The organism is Streptomyces sp. A012304 (genome assembly GCF_026008495.1).
In the GTDB taxonomy this organism is placed as follows: Bacteria; Actinomycetota; Actinomycetes; order Streptomycetales; family Streptomycetaceae; genus Streptomyces.
The window spans coordinates 8,033-25,849 of the sequence record NZ_BQUN01000223.1; the positions used below are offsets into that span (position 1 = coordinate 8,033).

At 71.6% G+C, this 17,817-nt stretch carries 11 protein-coding genes; 5 read left to right on the forward strand and 6 right to left on the reverse strand.

Features of this window, described 5'->3' with window-relative positions:
• The 5 genes from ALMP_RS42600 to ALMP_RS42620 all read left to right on the forward strand — a co-directional run.
• A partial coding sequence (locus ALMP_RS42600; RefSeq protein WP_264937422.1) for an acyltransferase occupies positions 1 to 595 on the forward strand: 595 nt, incomplete at its 5' end.
• A 151-nt stretch (positions 596 to 746) separates the two neighbouring features.
• Complete coding sequence (locus ALMP_RS42605; RefSeq protein ID WP_264937423.1) at positions 747 to 2,504, forward strand: D-glucuronyl C5-epimerase family protein; 1,758 nt, start codon at positions 747 to 749, stop codon at positions 2,502 to 2,504.
• Positions 2,505 to 2,722: 218 nt separating this feature from the next.
• Positions 2,723 to 3,826: a non-hydrolyzing UDP-N-acetylglucosamine 2-epimerase gene (gene wecB, locus ALMP_RS42610; RefSeq protein ID WP_264937424.1), complete on the forward strand. Its 1,104-nt coding sequence runs from the start codon at positions 2,723 to 2,725 to the stop codon at positions 3,824 to 3,826.
• Between the two features lie 201 nt (positions 3,827 to 4,027).
• Complete coding sequence (locus ALMP_RS42615) at positions 4,028 to 5,272, forward strand: glycosyltransferase (protein ID WP_264937435.1); 1,245 nt, start codon at positions 4,028 to 4,030, stop codon at positions 5,270 to 5,272.
• The gene (locus tag ALMP_RS42620) at positions 5,269 to 7,416 is read left to right on the forward strand and encodes a glycosyltransferase family 1 protein (RefSeq protein WP_264937425.1); all 2,148 of its coding nucleotides are present in this window, start codon (positions 5,269 to 5,271) and stop codon (positions 7,414 to 7,416) included. The genes ALMP_RS42615 and ALMP_RS42620 overlap by 4 nt, the downstream gene beginning before the upstream one ends.
• Positions 7,417 to 7,517: 101 nt before the next feature.
• Here the strand turns inward: ALMP_RS42620 and galE are convergent, their stop codons facing one another.
• The 6 genes from galE to ALMP_RS42650 all read right to left on the reverse strand — a co-directional run.
• Positions 7,518 to 8,486: a UDP-glucose 4-epimerase GalE gene (gene galE / locus ALMP_RS42625; protein WP_264937426.1), complete on the reverse strand. Its 969-nt coding sequence runs from the start codon at positions 8,484 to 8,486 to the stop codon at positions 7,518 to 7,520.
• Positions 8,487 to 8,565: 79 nt separating this feature from the next.
• Positions 8,566 to 9,849, reverse strand: coding sequence for a nucleotide sugar dehydrogenase (locus ALMP_RS42630; RefSeq protein WP_264937427.1), 1,284 nt, complete (start codon positions 9,847 to 9,849; stop codon positions 8,566 to 8,568).
• 9 nt (positions 9,850 to 9,858) lie between these two features.
• Positions 9,859 to 11,565 (reverse strand): glycosyltransferase family 2 protein, encoded by a 1,707-nt coding sequence (locus tag ALMP_RS42635; RefSeq protein WP_264937428.1) that lies wholly within the window; start codon positions 11,563 to 11,565, stop codon positions 9,859 to 9,861.
• A gap of 110 nt (positions 11,566 to 11,675) precedes the next feature.
• Positions 11,676 to 12,653, reverse strand: a complete 978-nt coding sequence (locus ALMP_RS42640) for a Gfo/Idh/MocA family protein (protein WP_375803625.1) — start codon at positions 12,651 to 12,653, stop codon at positions 11,676 to 11,678.
• A gap of 44 nt (positions 12,654 to 12,697) precedes the next feature.
• Positions 12,698 to 13,813, reverse strand: a complete 1,116-nt coding sequence (locus ALMP_RS42645; protein ID WP_264937430.1) for a DegT/DnrJ/EryC1/StrS aminotransferase family protein — start codon at positions 13,811 to 13,813, stop codon at positions 12,698 to 12,700.
• A 454-nt stretch (positions 13,814 to 14,267) separates the two neighbouring features.
• Positions 14,268 to 17,817 (reverse strand): Rne/Rng family ribonuclease (locus tag ALMP_RS42650; RefSeq protein WP_264937431.1); only part of this gene is annotated, 3,550 nt, incomplete at its 5' end.

A 17,817-nucleotide genomic window follows, 5' to 3' on the forward strand; every position in this document is an offset into this window, starting at 1 on the left:
CAGGGTCCAGCCCAGCGCCCAGGTCGACGAGAGCGCCGAGATCGGCGCCGGGAGCAGCGTGTGGGACCTCGCGCAGATCCGCGAGGGTGCCCGGCTCGGTGAGGGCTGCGTGGTCGGCCGTGGCGCCTACGTCGGCTCGGGCGTCCGCATGGGCGACAACTGCAAGCTGCAGAACTACGCGCTCGTCTACGAGCCCGCCGAGCTCGGCGACGGTGTCTTCATCGGCCCGGCCGTGGTCCTCACCAACGACCACAACCCGCGCTCCGTCGACCCCGAGGGCAAGCAGAAGCGTGGCGGCGACTGGGAGGCCGTCGGCGTGAAGATCGCCGATGGAGCATCGATCGGGGCGCGGTCGGTGTGTGTCGCGCCGATCACCATCGGCCGCTGGGCGATGGTCGCCGCGGGTGCCGTCGTGACGAAGGACGTGCCGGACTTCGCGCTGGTGGTCGGCGTGCCCGCCCGCCAGGTCGGATGGGTCGGGCGCGCGGGCGTCCGCCTGATCGAGCGGGAGGGCGAGCCGGGTGTGTGGGAGTGCCCGCAGACCGGCGTCCTGTACGACGAGAAGGACGGCGTGCTGAGCGAGCGCGCGGTCTGAGACCGCCGCACGACGTCCACCGAGGGCCGGCCCGACTCCCGCTCGGGCGGCCCTCACTCACATTCGGCCATAAATTCGAATTCACGTTGCCTTCGCTGATCTCCCCCCTAAGATCCACAAAGTTGTTGATCACTGTTGGGGGGAATCAGCCATGGCTGACATCAGCCGTTCCTCGGTGGACCGCAGAGAGGTCGACCGCAGAGGGTTCATCCGTCTCACCGGAGGCGCCGCGCTGGGCGCCTCCTTCGTCGGTCTCGGAGGCGAGGCCGTAGCAGCCACCTCGGGCATGAGGGCCGCCGGCGATCCGCGTTTCAACGGCATACCCCGGTCCTGGGTGCTGAGCATGCCGCGCAAGCCCTTCGAGGCCCCGCTGCCGCCGCTGCCCGACCAACTGGCCGGCGGAGTCGTGTCCCCGCCGAGTCGGCGCCTGCCCCAGCGTCTCGGCGCCCCGGACCTGAAGACGGTCCGGACCAACCCGCCGACCACCCTGCCGTTCGAGTTCAGCGTCGGCGGCTACCGTGCTGTCGCCGATCTGCCGGAGGCCATGCGGCCCTGGCGCGACCGCCCCACGACCTGGGCGAACGTGACTCCCGACACGGAGAACACCTACCTCGACAGCGAGGGTGTGATCCTTTACCGCCCGAGCCGGACGGAGCCTGGGTACAACCAGCCGGTCACCCAGATCCAGTTCGGCCTCGGCTGCATCACCAGCTACCGCACCGAGACCGACCCCACCCGCAAGGCCCTGTTCCTCACCCGGGCGAAGGCCCAGGCCAAGCGGCTGATCGACACCCGCGTGGAGACGCGCGGCGCCTGGTACTTCCCGTACCCCTTCGACTACACGCACGCCGAGCACAGCGGCGTCTCGTACAAGGCGCCCTGGTATTCCGGCATGGCGCAGGGCGAGTCCCTCAGCCTCTTCATCCAGCTCTCTCAGCTGGACGGAGTCACCGAGGAGGAGAAGACCCTCTACCGGGCGGCCGCCGACAGCGCCTTCGCCTCGCTGCTGCTCGCCGACGACGCCACCCCCTGGGTCGTGAACCGCAACAGCGCCGGCTACCTCTGGATCCAGGAGTATCCGGGCGCCGAGCCCGCCACGGGCGACTACACGTACAACGGCATGATCTTCGCCATGTTCGGACTCTGGGACTACATCCAGGAGACCGGCAACGAGCTGGCGGTGCAGTTGTACGACGGCGCGTGCACCACGATCGACCGCTACTTCCCGCTGCTGCGCAACCAGCGCTGGGCCTCCTACTACTGCCAGACCCACCGCATCCCGGCCCCCACCTACCACCAGCACCACATCAACCTCTTCCGTCAGCTGCACTGGCAGACGGGCAACCCCCGCTTCGCCCACATGACCGACCTGCTGACGGACGACTTCCCCTCCGGAGCCCTTCCGACGGGCTCCACCATCGCCTTCGCGGCCGGGACGCACACCCTGTACCAGTTCGGCACCCAGGCGGACGGCGACTACGACAAGAAGCAAGAGGACATCGAAATCGCCCGCCAGAACGTGACATTCGCCCGGGCCACCCAGGCACCCGCCAGCCGGCGCCGCCGGATCCTGGGCCGCGGGATCTACTACCGGATCGACGCGGGGACGTACGCGGGCTGGTGGGTCGGCGAGTACTACCCGAACGTCTTCCTGCGCGGGGAGTACCTCCCGACGGTCTACCACCCCGACCGCACGCTCACCTTCCCCGCCAATACCGAGGTCACGTGTTACAAGTTCGGCACAGATGGAGCGGTGGGCAGCACCCGGACCGTGACGTTCGCCAACCCGTCGAACGCTCCGTTCGACCGCCGTTCGGTGGTCAACGGCCGGCCGATGTGCCGGATCGCGTCGGGCGGGCTGGCCGGATACTGGGCTTGGGTAGGTGACATCGTCACCGACGGGCGCTGAAACACGCGGTCACAAAATCGTTATGCGGCCCCTCCCGAGCCGCACACCGGCTTCTGACCACGGCATGCACACGACTGGCGCACCAGAGTGGTCCCACCGCGGACCTGGTCAGTGCGGTCATTGCCTACCATTGCATCCGGCGCGCGTCCGTGACACCACGGTCGCCGCCCGGCACGCCGGTCCGCCCCACCAGCCCGACCCGAGAAGAAGAGTGCTCAGTGAAAGTCATCAGCATCGTCGGAGCCCGACCCCAACTGGTGAAGCTCGCCCCCATCGCGGCGGCCTTCGCGGAGACTGAGCACGAGCACGTGATCGTGCACACCGGGCAGCACTACGACGCCGACCTCTCCGACGTCTTCTTCTCGGGTCTCGGCATCCCGGACCCGGACGTCCACCTCGGCGTCGGCTCCGGCAGCCACGGTGTGCAGACCGGTGCCGTGCTCTCCGCGCTGGACCCGGTGCTGGAGCGGGAACAGCCCGACTGGGTCCTGGTCTACGGCGACACCAACTCCACGATCGCCGGCGCGCTGTCGGCCGTGAAGATGCACCTGCCGGTCGCGCACCTGGAGGCGGGCCTGCGCTCCTTCAACCGGCGGATGCCGGAGGAGCACAACCGCGTCCTCACCGACCACTGCGCCGACCTGCTGCTGGCCCCCACCGAGGAGGCCGTGCGCCACCTCGCGAACGAGGGCCTCGCCGACCGCACCCGCCTGGCCGGCGACGTGATGGTCGACATCTGCCTGCGCATCCGCGACCAGGTCCGCGCCGGTGAGTTCCCGGCGCCCGAGCTGCCCGAGGGCATCGACCCGGCGCAGCCGTTCCTGCTGGCGACCCTGCACCGCCCGGACAACACCGACGACCCCGAGCGCCTCGCCGCGATCGTCGACTCGCTCGCCAAGCTGCCGGTGCCGGTGGCGCTGGCCGCCCACCCGCGTCTGGTCGCCCGCGCCCATGAGCACGGCATCGAGCTGGCCCAGGGCAACGTCCACGTCGGCCGCCCGCTGCCGTACTCCGGCCTGGTCGCCGCCGTCCTGGCCTCCGTCGGCGTCGTCACCGACTCGGGCGGGCTGCAGAAGGAGGCGTTCCTGCTGGAGCGCATCTGCACCACGATCCGTCCCGAGACGGAGTGGGTGGAAACCGTCAACACCGGTTGGAACGTCCTAGTACCCGACCCGCACACGCTCGCGCCCCAGGAGTGGGCCGAGACCGTGACCCGGGCCGTGCCCACCGCCGACCCCGGCACGCCGTACGGCGACGGGCGCGCGGCGCACAACGTGGTGCGGCTCATGGAGGAATGGAAGGGGGGCAGCCGGTCCGCGTGACATGAGAAGCGGTACCGGGGCCGGTGGCCGTCCGCTCGGCGGGCGGCCACATGTGACCCACGGTCCGTGCATGTCAGCGTGCTAGCGTCAACTGCTATGTCATCGTCTCCCCCGTCCGGCCCGCCTGCGGAAGGCAAGCGGCCCCACGTCATCTACCTCGCCATCGGGTTCCCGCCTGCCGCCAAGAGCTCCACGTACCGGATGCGCGAGACCGCCAACCAGTTCGTGAAGGTCGGTTGGGACGTCACGGTCGTCAACATCGCCCGGGAGTCGTGGGAACTCGACTCCGGCATCGACCTGTCCCTGCTGGACCAGGTCGACCCCCGTGTCGACATCGTCGAACTGCCACTGACGCGCGAGGACCTGGAGACGGACATCCGCCTCTACAGCGAGGACCGCGCCCTCAACCCCAACGGCTGGGTCGCCAAGCTGCGCCGCCGCCAGACGAAGACCTTCCCCGAGCCGAACTTCGGCGAGTGGCGGTCCGACCTGGAGCAGGCCGTGCTGAAGATCCACCGGGAGAAGCCGGCGGACCTGCTGCTCGCCAGCTGCGTGCCCTACGTCAACCTCGCCGCGGCCTGGAAGCTGTGGGAGGAGGAGCGGGTGCCGTACGCGGTCGACTTCCGTGACGGCTGGTCCATCGACGTCATCGACGGCGTCGAGGCGTTCGCCCGCGACTCCGAAGAGGGCCGCTGGGAGAAGAAGGTCCTCGACAAGGCCGTCTCCCTCTGGGTCGTCAACGACCCGATCGCCGAGCACTACCGGGCCCGCTACCCGGAGTTCGCCGACCGCGTGCACGTCGTACGCAACGGCTACGACGCCGACAGCTCGCCGGGCCGGGTGCACAAGCCGGACCGCGAGTCCGGTCTGGTCTTCGGCTACCTCGGCACGGTCAACTTCTCCATCCCGCATCTGGAGACGGTGCTGAACGCCTGGCGTGCGGCCCGGGAGAAGGAACCGCTGCTGGCGAACGCGCGCTTCGAGCTGCGCGGCCACATCGGCAACGGCGCACACCGCGGGGCCAACCGGCACGCCGAGGTCCTCAAGGAGGCCGAGGCCGACGGCGTGTTCTTCGGGGGCCCGGCCGCCAAGGCCGAGGTCGCCTCGATCTACGCCGGCTGGGACGCCATGGTGCTGATCCTCATCGGCGGCCGCTACGTCACCTCCGGCAAGGTCTACGAGTACATGGCGACCGGCCTGCCGATCGTCTCGGCGCACGCGGTCGAGCACGACGCGTCGAACGTGCTGCGCGGCCACCCGCTGTGGACAGGCGCCGTCGGCATCGACGTGGAGGGGCTGACCGAGTCGTTCATCAAGGCCGCGCACATGGCGGTGGAGACGACCGACGAGGAGCACGCCGAAGCGATGGCCCACGCCGACCAGTTCACTCGTGAGGCGCTGATGTCCGTCGCCGTCAAGAACCTTGTCGAGGAGCTCGCCAAGTGACCGAAGTCCTGCTCGTCGCCTCCACCTGGCCGCAGTTCGGCGTCCTCAGCACCTCGGTGCGCAAGTTCAACGAGCTCGGCGCGCGCGTCCGCCTCGCGGGCACCTTCCCCATGGACGCCGAGGGCATCCCCGAGCAGCTCGCCGAGGTCGCGCTCGCCGAGGCAGCCCACCAGCTGCCGCGCAACCTCAAGCACCGCAGCCAGGCGCTGCGCCGCCGGGGCAGCAAGTCGCCGGCCGGTCTGCGCGTGTGGATGCAGTCCCACCGCGACTCCTGGCTGCGCTCGCACGCCCGCAACGCCGACGTGCTCGTCGCGCTCGACCAGGGCGCCGTGTACACGGTATGGCGGCTCGCGGAGTACAACCGCGCCGCCGCCGCCCAGTTCGGGCTCGCGCCCGCGCTGCGGGCCGTCGAGGCGCTGAAGGAACGGGGCGGCTCCACGGGCGGGCGCGGCTCGGTCCTGCCGCCGCTGCACGCCGTGACCCGCGATGTGAAGCGCAGCGTGGACAACCTGCCCGCGCAGATCATCCGCGCCGCGACCCCGCGCCCGGTGATGCGCTCCAGCGTCGGCGCCAAGTTGTGGCGCACCGCCCTCGCCGCGCCCGGCGTCCCGATAAGGGTGCGCGCCGCGACCTCGCGCTACGTCGCCGAGGGCATGCGGTGGGCCGGCCGCTCCAGTGGTGCCGCCCTCGCCCTCACCGACGCCGCCGCGAAGATCCCCGACCCCAAGCTCAAGGCCGACCTGTACGACGAGGCCATGATGCAGGAGGTCGGCAAGGGCATCAGCCCGCGCAACATGGCCAAGGCGGTGGCGGCCCGGCTCGCGCACGCCGACGCCGAGTTCGCCAAGGGCCGTACGAAGGAAGCCGCCGAGGCGCTCAACCGGGCGCTGTTCCTGGACTTCCACCGGGTGCTGCACATCGACCAGCTCTCCTCGCCGCTGGCGAAGGACGCGGAGGGCTTCGTCGCCCCGCTGCACCGCTCCAAGGCGTTCCAGGCGCTCAGCCGGCCGCGTGGCCGCAAGGTCCCGGCGGCGCCCGCGCCCACCGACCGCCCGCTGCGGCTGCTGATCACCACCAGCGCCAACGACAACTTCCTGCACCTCATCAAGGAGCACTTCGGCGACCACCCGGGCGTCGAGCTGCGCTATCTGGACCTGGCCGCCAACAAGCACCTCAAGCGCATCTCGTGGGCCGCCCCGCGGATGCTGCAGGACCGCCTGGCGGACGGGCAGAGCGACTACCAGGAAGAGGTCGAGCGCCTGATGCGCCCGCACCTCGACTGGGCGGACACGGTCTTCCTGGAGTGGGCGGCCGGCCCGGCCTCCATGCTCACCACGATCGACCCGGGCGACACCCGCATCATCATCCGTCTGCACAGCTACGAGGCGTTCACGCGCTGGCCGCACATGACGGACTTCTCACGCGTCGACGACCTGGTCTTCATCGCCCCGCACGTGCGTGACCTGACCACTTCGCTGGTGCCGATGCTGCGCGGCGAGCAGGCCCCGCACATGCCCGTCATCGACAACGCCATGGACCTGTCGGGCTTCGACCGCCCGAAGCTGGCCGAGGCCCGCTACAACCTGGGCCTGATCGGCATCAGCCAGGTCGCCAAGGACCCCAAGTGGGCCCTGGACGTCCTGGAGCGGGTGCGCAAGCACGACGACCGCTACCGGCTGATCCTGGTCGGCGACGACATGAACCCGAAGACCAGCAGGGCCACCAAGGAGTACCTCGCCGAGTTCGAGGAACTGCTGGAGCCGCTGGAGGAGTCGGGCGCGGTGGTCCGCCTCGGCCCGACGGACGACGTCCCGTCCAAGCTCGTCGAGATCGGTACGATCCTCAGCTCCTCGGTCCGTGAGGGCTGCCACGTCGGTGTCATGGAGGGCGCGGCCAGCGGTGCCGTCCCGGTGGTGCGCGACTGGCCGTTCTACGCCGGCAAGCCCAACAGCGCCCGCACCCTCTACCCCGAGGGCTGGGTCGTGGGTTCCCCGCAGGAAGCGGCCGAGCGGATCCTGAAGGTGACGGCCACGGAGGAGTCCTGGCGCGCCGCGGGCGACCTCGCGAAGGAGCACGCGCTGACGGTGTGGGACTGGCCCGTGGTCCAGAAGCACTTCGAGAAGCTGCTCCTCGACGAGGGCTGACCGAAGAGCAGGCATGAGGAAGGGCCCCCGGGATGTTCCCGGGGGCCCTTCCTCGTGGTCCGCGCGGCTCACAGGTGCCGTAGCCACCACGCCGCCCAGGCTCACGGGTGCCGCAGCCGCCACCCCGCCCAGGCCGACTCCACCATCTCCCGCACGCCCCGCCGCGCGCTCCAGCCCAGCTCCGCGTGGATCAGGTCGGCGGAGGCCACGACCCGCGCCGGGTCGCCCGGCCGCCGCTCGCGCACCCGCGGCTGAAGGTCGGTGCGGCCGGTGACGTCCTGGATGATGCCGACCATCTCCGCGACCGAGACACCCTCGCCACGCCCGATGTTGAGGACCAGCCGGGCCTCGGGGTCGGCGGCGAGCCGACGGGCCGCGGCGACGTGCGCGGCGGCGATGTCCTCGACGTGGATGTAGTCGCGGATGCAGGTTCCGTCCGGCGTCGGGTAGTCGTCGCCGAAGATCCACGGCGACTCGTCGGCGTCCAGCCGCTCGAACACCATCGGCACCAGGTTGAAGACGCCGTCGTCGCCCAGCTCGGGCGTGGCCGCGCCGGCCACGTTGAAGTAGCGCAGCGAGGCCGTCGCCATCCGGTGCCGGGCACCGACGGCCGCCACCAGCCACTCACCGGCCAGCTTGGTCTCGCCGTACGGGTTGATCGGCGCGCACGGCGTCTTCTCGGTGACGAGGTCGACGTCGGGCATGCCGTACACCGCGGCGGACGAGGAGAACAGGAACCGGCCGACGCCCGCGGCGGCGGCCGAGTCGAGCAGGACGCGCAGGCCCTCGACGTTCTCCCGGTAGTAGTACAGCGGCCGTTCGACGGACTCGCCCACCTGCTTCTTGCCCGCGATGTGCACGATGCCGGTGACGGCGTGCTCGCGCAGCACCCGGTCGACGGTCTCCCGGTCGAGGACCGTGCCGACCTCCAGCACCACCCCGTCCGGCAGCCGCTCGGCGCGGCCCGTGCTCAGGTCGTCGAGGACGACGGCGGACTCACCGGCGTCGGTCATCGCCTTCACCACATGCGAGCCGATGAAGCCGGCGCCGCCCGTGATCAGCCAGGTCATGAAGAACCCTTCCTGCACCAGGGCCCCGCCCCTGTGTTCCGGGGCGGGGCCATGAGGTTGTTCGCCTACGAGCCGTCCGTCAGCCACCGATGACGACGCGGCGGACGCCCTTCCAGGCCGCCGGGTCGGTCGTACGGCGACCGTCGACCAGGACGGTGACGTCCGGCAGGTCGGCCGGGGTCAGCGTGCGGTACTCGGCGTGGTCGGCCTGGAGGATCGCGGCGGTGACCTTCTCGCCGTCGTGCGGGGTCAGGCCGTGAGCCGTCAGCTCCTCCGCCGTGTACATCGGGTCGGAGACGAACGGGACCGCGCCGCGCGCCTTGAGCGCCTCGACGGTGGGGAAGACGCCCGAGAAGGCCGTCTCCTTGACGCCACCGCGGTAGGCGGCGCCCAGCACCAGCACGTTGACGCCGGTCAGGTCGCCGTAGGCGGCGGCCAGCAGGTCCACGGCGTACTCCGGCATCGCGGCGTTCGCCTCACGGGCGGAGCGCACGACCGTCGCGGCCGGGTCGTTCCACAGGTACATCCGCGGGTAGATCGGGATGCAGTGGCCGCCGACGGCGATGCCCGGCTGGTGGATGTGGCTGTAGGGCTGCGAGTTGCAGGCCTCGATGACCTTCTTGACGTCGATGTCGTTCTGGTCGGCGAAGCGCGCGAACTGGTTCGCCAGACCGATGTTGACGTCCCGGTAGGTCGTCTCGGCCAGCTTGGCCAGCTCGGACGCCTCGGCGGTGCCCAGGTCCCACACGCCGTTGGGCTGCGGCAGGTCGGTGCGCTCGTCGAAGTCGAGGACCTGCTCGTAGAACTCCACACCGCGCTGGGTGGACGCCTCGTCGATGCCGCCGACCAGCTTCGGGTAGCGGCGCAGGTCGGCGAAGACCCGGCCGGTGAGCACGCGCTCCGGGGAGAACACCAGGTGGAAGTCCTCGCCCGCGGTCAGACCCGAGCCCTCGGCCAGCATCGGCGCCCAGCGGGTGCGGGTGGTGCCGACCGGCAGGGTGGTCTCGTAGGAGACGAGGGTGCCCGGCTTCAGGCCCTGGGCGATCGCCTTGGTGGCCGCGTCCATCCAGCCGAAGTCCGGCACGCCCTCGGCGTCCACGAACAGCGGGACGACCACGACGACGGCCTCGGACTCGGCGACCGCGGAGGCGGTGTCCGTCGTCGCGCTGAGCAGCCCGGCGTCGACGGCCTGCTTCAGCTTGACGTCGAGGTCGTGCTCGCCGGGGAACGGCTCGACACCGGCGTTGACCAGCTCGACGACCTTCTCGTTGACGTCCGCGCCGATGACCCGGTGGCCCTTGGAGGCGAACTGCACCGCCAGCGGAAGCCCGATCTTGCCGAGCGCTACTACACAGATGTTCATGGAGGGTCGCTACTTCCTTTTCGAACCGGTCGGCTTCTTGGCACCGTTCGGCTTGATCTTTCTGGCGACCGCCCGCAGCACGCGGACGGCACCGGACTTCGGTTTCCGCAGCAGGCGCCCGAACGCCCGCAGGACCAGTGTCGTCTTCGGTGGGTACATCTGGGCCGTGTCGAGCACCACACGCCCCTTGTCGTTCACCAGGGCCGACGCCCGGTAGGGATCGGTCTCCCGCCCCCAGCGCCGGGCCAGCGGCATGGGCAGCCCCTCGCCCCGCACCGGGATCTCGTACGTCGAACCCACGAGGTCCACATGGACCCGCACGCCCCGCTTGGCGGTGACGTACTCCAGCGGGATCCGGGCGTGCAGCACGGTCGCGCCGCCGTCCTCGGCGGGCTCCAGCCGCATCTCGCCGACCGGCGCCGGCAGGGAGGTGCCCGGGTTCAGGCGGCGCCCGCCCGGCTTGTCGGCCGACTTGGGCATGGCGCCCCGGACGAGCCGCAGCGCCACCTCGCCGATGTCACCGACGACGGGCACCCGCACCGACGCCGTGTAGGTGAGCCCGTCGCCCCGCTGCTCCCAGTCGGAGGTCAGCAGCCGGGTGCCCTGGGCGAGCGCACCGTGCACCGACTCGTCGAGCACCTCGTAGGTGCGGTCGGGCAGGCCGATGAGCGGGTCACGGAAGCCGGGGTAGCGGGCGAAGGCGCGACCGTCCTCGACCAGGAAGGGCGGCGCCCCGTGCTCCGCCTCGGCGCTGATGGCCTGGCACAGCTCGTCGACCGCGCCCGCCTGCGCCAGGGCGATGCGCACCCGGCGCTTGACGTCCATGGCGTCGCGGATGCCGTCGGTGAAGTACACGTCGGCGAGCCGGGCGATGCCCGCGCAGATCTGCCGCCGCAACTCGCGGTCCAGGCCCGGGAAGTCGTCCTGGATGAGCTTGGCCAGCTCCCAGGTGAAGTGCCGGCGCAGCACGGCGTCCCGCTCGGGGCCCGCCTCGATGAGACCGGCCGTGAAGTCCATGATCTCGGCGGTGCAGCGCAGCCGCGCCAGGTGGTCGGCGCGGTAGGTGATGTTGCTGGCGTCGCCGCGCTTGACGGCGAAGTAGCAGACGTAGTCCGCCAGCACCGAGATCTTGCGCGCCCGCACGCAGGCCTCGATGGTGAACGGCTGGTCGCTGCCCACGGGCAGGTGCTCGGGGAAGCGCAGCTTGTGCTTCTCGATCAGCTCCCGCCGGAACAGCTTGGTGTTGGCGAGGGTGAACGGCAGCGCCGAGTCGTACAGGCTGACGTCCGGGTCGTTGCGCTTGTACAGCGCCTGGTGGACGTAACGGCCGTTGGTGCCGACCATCTTGCCGACGACGACGTCGGAGTCGTGCTTGTCGGCGTACTTCACCATGCGCTCCAGCGCTTCCTCACCGAGGTAGTCGTCGGAGCCGATGAAGTACACGTACCGGCCCGTGGCCACCTCCAGCGCCCGGTTGCTGGGCGCGGCGGGACCGCCGGAGTTGGGCTGGTGGATCACCTTCACGGTGTCCGGGTACAGGGCCGCGAACCGGTCGAGCTCGCGGCCGCTGTCGTCGGTGGAGCCGTCGTCGACCGCGACGATCTCCAGCCGTCCCCGACCGATGCTCTGCCCGAGGAGCGAGGTGAGGCACTCCGTCAGGTAGGGCATCGTGTTGTAGACGGCAACGATGACGCTGACGTCAGGCGCAGCACTCATTCTCCGGCTCCTGGTCTCCGACAGCCTGCGGGCGGCTGGGTCCTGCGGGGAAGGTCTCACAGAACATAGGAGTGCCACCGAGCACACACCGTTCCCCCGATGGGTGACGCTCAGCTGCCATGGACGGCCAGATCCTCCGGCTGAAGGGACACGCTGCGGTTGCCGGCCGCGGACTCCAGGACCGCCGCCGCCACCTCGACCGTGCGCATGCCCTGGCGCAGGGTGCAGATGTCGGCCGCCTTGCCGAGCACCGCGTCGCGGAACAGCTCGTGTTCGACCAGGAGCGGCTCACGCTTCTGGATGGCGTAGCGGATCATGTCGCCCTCGGAGACGCCGCGGAAGGCCCGGAGGGCCTCCCACTCGGTCGTCACCGCCGCGTTCGAGTGGAACGTCAGGTCGGCGGTGAGGGTGTCGGCGATGAAGCAGCCGCGCTCGCCGGTGACCGAGGTGAACCGCTCCTTCAGCGGGCTCAGCCAGTTGACGAGGTGGTTGACCATCGTGCCGTCGTCCAGGCGGCCGACCGCGGAGACCATGTCCTCGTGCTCACGGCCGCTCTTGGAGACGGTGTGCGCGGCGATGGACACGTACTGACGGCCCGTCACCCAGCCGGTCAGGTCGATGTCGTGCGTCGCCAGGTCCTTGACCACACCGACATCGGCGATGCGGTGCGGGAAGGGACCCTGACGGCGCGTGACGACCTGGTAGACGTCGCCCAGCTCGCCTGCCTCCAGGCGGGTCCGCAGCGAGCGCAGCGCCGGGTTGCAGCGCTCGATGTGGCCGACGCCCGCCACCAGCCCGCGCGACTCGAAGGCCTCGACGAGCCGGCGGGCACCCTCGATGGTGTCCGCGACGGGCTTCTCGATGAGCGCGCACACACCGGCCTCGGCCAGGGCCAGACCCACCTGCTCGTGCAGGTGGGTCGGGCAGGCCACGACGGCGTAGTCCACGCCCAGGGCGATCAGTTCCTCGACGGAGTTCAGCACGGGCGCGCCCTGGGCGGCACCGAACTTGTCCCCCATCGGGTCGACGACGCCGACCAGGTCGACGCCGTCCAGGCCGGCCAGGACACGGGCGTGGTGGCGGCCCATGGAGCCGAGGCCGACGAGGCCGGCCCGCAGCTGCTTCCCGGTGCTCACTGCTGCTCTCCCAGCGTGTTCACGGCGGTCACGATGCGCTCCAGGTCCTGCGCGGTCAGAGCCGGGTGCACCGGGAGGGACACGACCTCGGCGGCGGCACGCTCCGTCTCGGGCAGGTCCCAGCTCCGACCGGCCTTCTGGTCCGGCTCCCAGTACGGCTTCAGCCGGTGGATCGGGGTCGGGTAGTACACGGCGTTGCCGATGCCCGCCTCGGTCAGCTTCGCCATGGCCGCGTCACGGTCGCCCCGGATCCGCACGGTGTACTGGTGGTACACGTGCCGGGCGCCCTCGGCGACCTTCGGCGTCACCACGTTCGCCGCGGTGATGTGCTCGGTGAGGTAGGTGGCGTTCGCGATGCGCTGCTCGGTCCAGCCGGCCAGCTTGGCGCGCTGGACGCGGCCGATCGCCGCGGAGACGTCCGTCATGCGCACGTTGGCGCCGACGATCTCGTTGGCGTAGCGCTGCTCCATGCCCTGGTTGCGCAGCAGACGCAGGGTCCGGGCCACCTCGGCGTCGCCCGTGGAGATCATGCCGCCCTCGAGGCTGTGCATGTTCTTCGTCGGGTAGAAGCTGAAGGTGCCGGCGGAGCCGAACGCGCCGACCGGGGTGCCGTGCAGCGCGGCCGCGTGGGCCTGGCAGGCGTCCTCGACGACGGCGAGCCCGTGCTGGCGCGCGATGGTCATGATGCGGTCCATGGCGGCCGGGTGGCCGTAGAGGTGGACCGGCATGACCGCCGCGGTGCGCGGGGTGATGGCCGCCTCGAAGGCCGCCGGGTCGAGACAGAACGTGTCGGCCTCGATGTCGGCGAAGACCACGTCGGCACCGACCAGCCGCACCGCGTTGGCGGACGCCGCGAAGGAGAACGACGGTACGACGACCTCGTCGCCCGGACCGATGCCCAGCGCCATCAGCGTCAGGTGCAGGGCGGAGGTGCCGGAGTTGACCGCGACGCAGTGCCGCCCGTCGACCAGCTCCGAGAACTCCTCCTCGAAGGCGGCCACCTCGGGACCCTGTACGACCCGGCCGCTGCGCAGAACGCGTACCGCGGCCTCGATCTCCTCCTCGTCGATCACAGGTCTGGCGGCCGGTATGAACTCATGGGCGTCGGTCATTCGACATCCCCTCCTCTACGGCGACCTCGAAGGCGCGTCGTGCATGGTCGGGAAGGGACCGCGTCGAGCTCGGCACGGCCGCATCCCGGTTGTTCGCCGGTTGCCTGTGGGCGGGCGAACGGCTTGTACACAGGACCCCGCCCCCGAGGGTTCCTTGCGGGAAGACAGCCGTATCCGGACTGGAGGACCGGACGTGCAGTTCGGCTGCGGTCACGGTGCGCATGGCTGTGGCCACCGAGACCACAAATCACGTTACCAGCACGGGCGTGGCGATTTTCCCCAGGGTTACCCCATAGAAACCGCTCCAGGGGGTGCACTCCGTCACAAGCCGGAGACAGGTTTACACCTTCCCATGAACGGAAGGCGACGCGGGCGGCGACACGGGGTGAAGCCCGGTCGAACCGGGCGCCCCGCGCCGCCGCCGTCACGTCGGCCCTCGAGCGGGCGGACCTGATCAGTCCTCCGTCGTGGCCGTGACGGACGAGACGGAGGAGGCGGACTGCTGGGCCGCCGCCGTCTTCTTCGACGCCGCCGTGGCCTTCTTCGCCGTCGTCTTCTTCGCCGTCGTCTTCTTGGCCGCCGTCTTCTTCGCGGCCGTCTTCTTGGCCGCGGTCTTGGTGGCGGCCTTCTTCGCCGTGGCCTTCTTGGCCGTCTTGCGGGCGGCCGCCTTCTTCGCCGGAGCGGCCTCCTGCGGCTCCGCGCCCTCGCCGGGCTCCGCGGCGGGGGTCGCCTCGGCGGCCGTGTCGGCCGGGGCTTCGGCGGGAGCCTGCTCCGGCGTCTCGGCCGGGGCCTCCGTCTCGGCCGACGGGACGACCACGACGGCCGTCTCCTCCGACGCGGTCGGCGCGGTGGCCTTGCGCACGGCGCGGCGCCGCGGACGGGCCGGAGCCGCGCTCTCGGCGACCGGCTCGGGCTCGGGCTGCGCCACCGGCGCCGCCGGCTCCTCGGCCGCGGCGGGCGCGGTCTCGGCGACGGTCACCACGGCGGCGTCCGCCCCGGCGGGCGAACCGGCCGGCGCGGACACCTTGCGGGTGGCGCGACGGCGCGTACGGCCCTTGGGCGCGGCCTCCTCGACGGTCGGAGCCTCGGACACCGGCGCCTCGGACACGGCGGCCTCGGCCGCCGGGGCCTCGACGACCGGGTCCTCGACGGCGGCCGGCTCGGCGTGCGCGACGGCGGCCTCGGCGGGCTGCACCGGCCGCTCGGCCTCCGCCTCCGCGGTGACGTCCTGAGCGGTGGGCACGTCCGCCGTCTCCGGCGCCGCGAAAGCCTCGGCGGCCTCGGGGGCCGGGGCCTTGCGCGACGCACCGCCGCGCGGTGCGCCCGCGGGGGCCGAGACCCGGCGGCTCGCCCGGCGGCGGCCGCGGCCACGGGCGGCGGCGGCCTCCGCCTCGGCGACGCTGCTGTACAGCTCCTCGTCCGGCGCGAAGTCGGGCGCGGCGAGCGCGACCGGCTCGGCGACCTCGGCGGCCACCTCGGCCTCGCGCTGTGCCTCGCTCACCTCGGCCACGGCCGACTCGGCGACCTCGGCGGCCACGGCCTCGTGCTCGTGGTCCGGAACCTGCCCGTCCCCGCCGCGGCCGCGCTTCTTGCGCTTGCCGCCACCGCCGGAGACCGACGGCTGGTCCAGGTGGACGATGACACCGCGTCCGTTGCAGTGCACGCAGGTCTCGGAGAACGACTCCAGCAGCCCCTGCCCGACCCGCTTGCGGGTCATCTGCACCAGGCCCAGCGAGGTGACCTCGGCGACCTGGTGCTTCGTACGGTCGCGGCCCAGGCACTCCAGCAGCCGCCGCAGCACCAGATCCCGGTTGGACTCCAGCACCATGTCGATGAAGTCGATCACGATGATGCCGCCGAGGTCGCGCAGCCGCAGCTGACGCACGATCTCCTCGGCCGCCTCCAGGTTGTTCCTGGTGACGGTCTCCTCGAGGTTGCCGCCCTGACCGGTGAACTTGCCGGTGTTGACGTCGACGACGACCATCGCCTCGGTCCGGTCGATCACCAGCGAACCGCCGCTGGGCAGCCAGACCTTGCGGTCCAGCGCCTTGGCGAGCTGCTCGTCGATCCGGTAGGTGGCGAAGACGTCGACCTCGGAGGTCCACTTCGACAGCCGATCGGCCAGGTCCGGGGCGACGTGCGAGACGTACCCGTGGATGGTCGACCAGGCGTCGTCGCCGCTGACGACGACCTTGGAGAAGTCCTCGTTGAAGATGTCGCGCACGACCCGGACGGTCATGTCCGGCTCGCCGTACAGCAGCGAGGGCGCGTTGGAGCCGCCGCCGCTCTTGGCCTTCTTCTGGATGTCCTCCCACTGCCCCTGGAGCCGCTCGACGTCACGGCGCAGCTCGTCCTCGCTCGCCCCCTCGGCGGCGGTGCGCACGATGACGCCCGCGTCCTCGGGGACGATCTTCTTGAGGATCGTCTTCAGCCGGGCCCGCTCGGTGTCGGGCAGCTTGCGGCTGATGCCGGTCATCGAGCCCTCGGGCACGTACACGAGGTAGCGGCCCGGGAGGGAGACCTGGCTGGTCAGACGGGCGCCCTTGTGGCCGATCGGGTCCTTGGTGACCTGCACGAGCACCGACTGGCCCGACTTCAGGGCGGACTCGATGCGGCGCGGCCCGTTGGCCATGCCGAGCGCCTCGAAGTTGACCTCACCGGCGTACAGGACGGCGTTGCGCCCCTTGCCGATGTCGATGAACGCGGCCTCCATCGACGGCAGCACGTTCTGGACCTTGCCCAGGTAGACGTTGCCGACGTACGACGTCGACTGCTCCTTGTTGACGTAGTGCTCGACGAGCACGCCGTCCTCCAGGACGCCGATCTGCGTGCGGTCGCCGTACTGGCGGACGACCATCACACGCTCGACGGCCTCCCGGCGGGCCAGGAACTCGGCCTCGGTGATGATCGGGACGCGGCGGCGGCCCTGCTCACGGCCCTCGCGGCGGCGCTGCTTCTTCGCCTCAAGACGGGTCGAGCCCTTGATGGACTGCACCTCGTCGGACGGCTCGCTCGCCTTGCGCGGCTCACGGACCTTGACGACCGTGCGCTCCGGGTCGCCCTCGTCCGGCTCGGTGTCCACAGAGGCGTCCCCGGCACGGCGGCGACGGCGACGGCGACGACGGCTGCCCGCGGTGGAGCCGCCGGCCTCGTCGGACGCCTCGTCGTCCTCTTCCTCCTGCTCGGCGGTGTCCTCGGCGTCCTGCGCGGCCTGCTCGGCGGCGAGCTCGTCGGACTCGGCGTCCTGGGACTCGCCCTCGGCGGCCTCGCCCCGACGGCGACGGCGGCCGCCCCGGCGGCGACGGCGGCGCGAACCGCCCTCCTCGGCCTCCTCCTCGTCGCCCTCGACGACGTCCTCGGCCTCCTCCGGCTCCGCCTCCTCGTCCTCCAGGTCGGCGGACACGGCGGGCTCGGCACCGCGAGCGGTCTCGACGGACTCGGCGGTCTCGGTGGTCTCCTCGGCGGCGGCACCCCGGCGCCGGCGGCGGCGCCGCGGCCCGGTCTGCTCCTCCGGCAGCTCCTCGGCCTCGGCCTCGACCGGCTCCGCCGGCTCCACGGCCTCCGCCTCGGCGGCGGCCGCTTCGGCGGCGGCACGCTCGGGGGTCTGGAACCTCGGCTCGGTGAACACGGGCGCCTGGAACACGGCGACCGCGGGCCGCGCCGGACGCGCCGGCGCCCCGGCGTCCTCGGCAGCCGGACGCGCGGGCTCGGAGAAGCCGATGGCGGCCTTGCGGACGACCCGACGACGGCCCCGACGGGGGGCGGCGTCCTCCTCGGCCCGCGGCTCGGGCTGCGCCTGCGCCTCGGCCGGCGCCTGGGCGGCGGGCGGCGTCGCGGGGACGGCCTCGACGGCGGTGCTCTCGGCCTCGGCGGCGGGCAGCGGCTCGGCCGCACGGCGCGTGGCCCTGCGACGGGTGCGGCGCGGCGCGGGCTCCTCGGCGGCGGGCGCCTCGACCGGCTCGGCCGCCGGCTCCTGGGCCTGCTCGGGCTGCTCGGTCACTGCG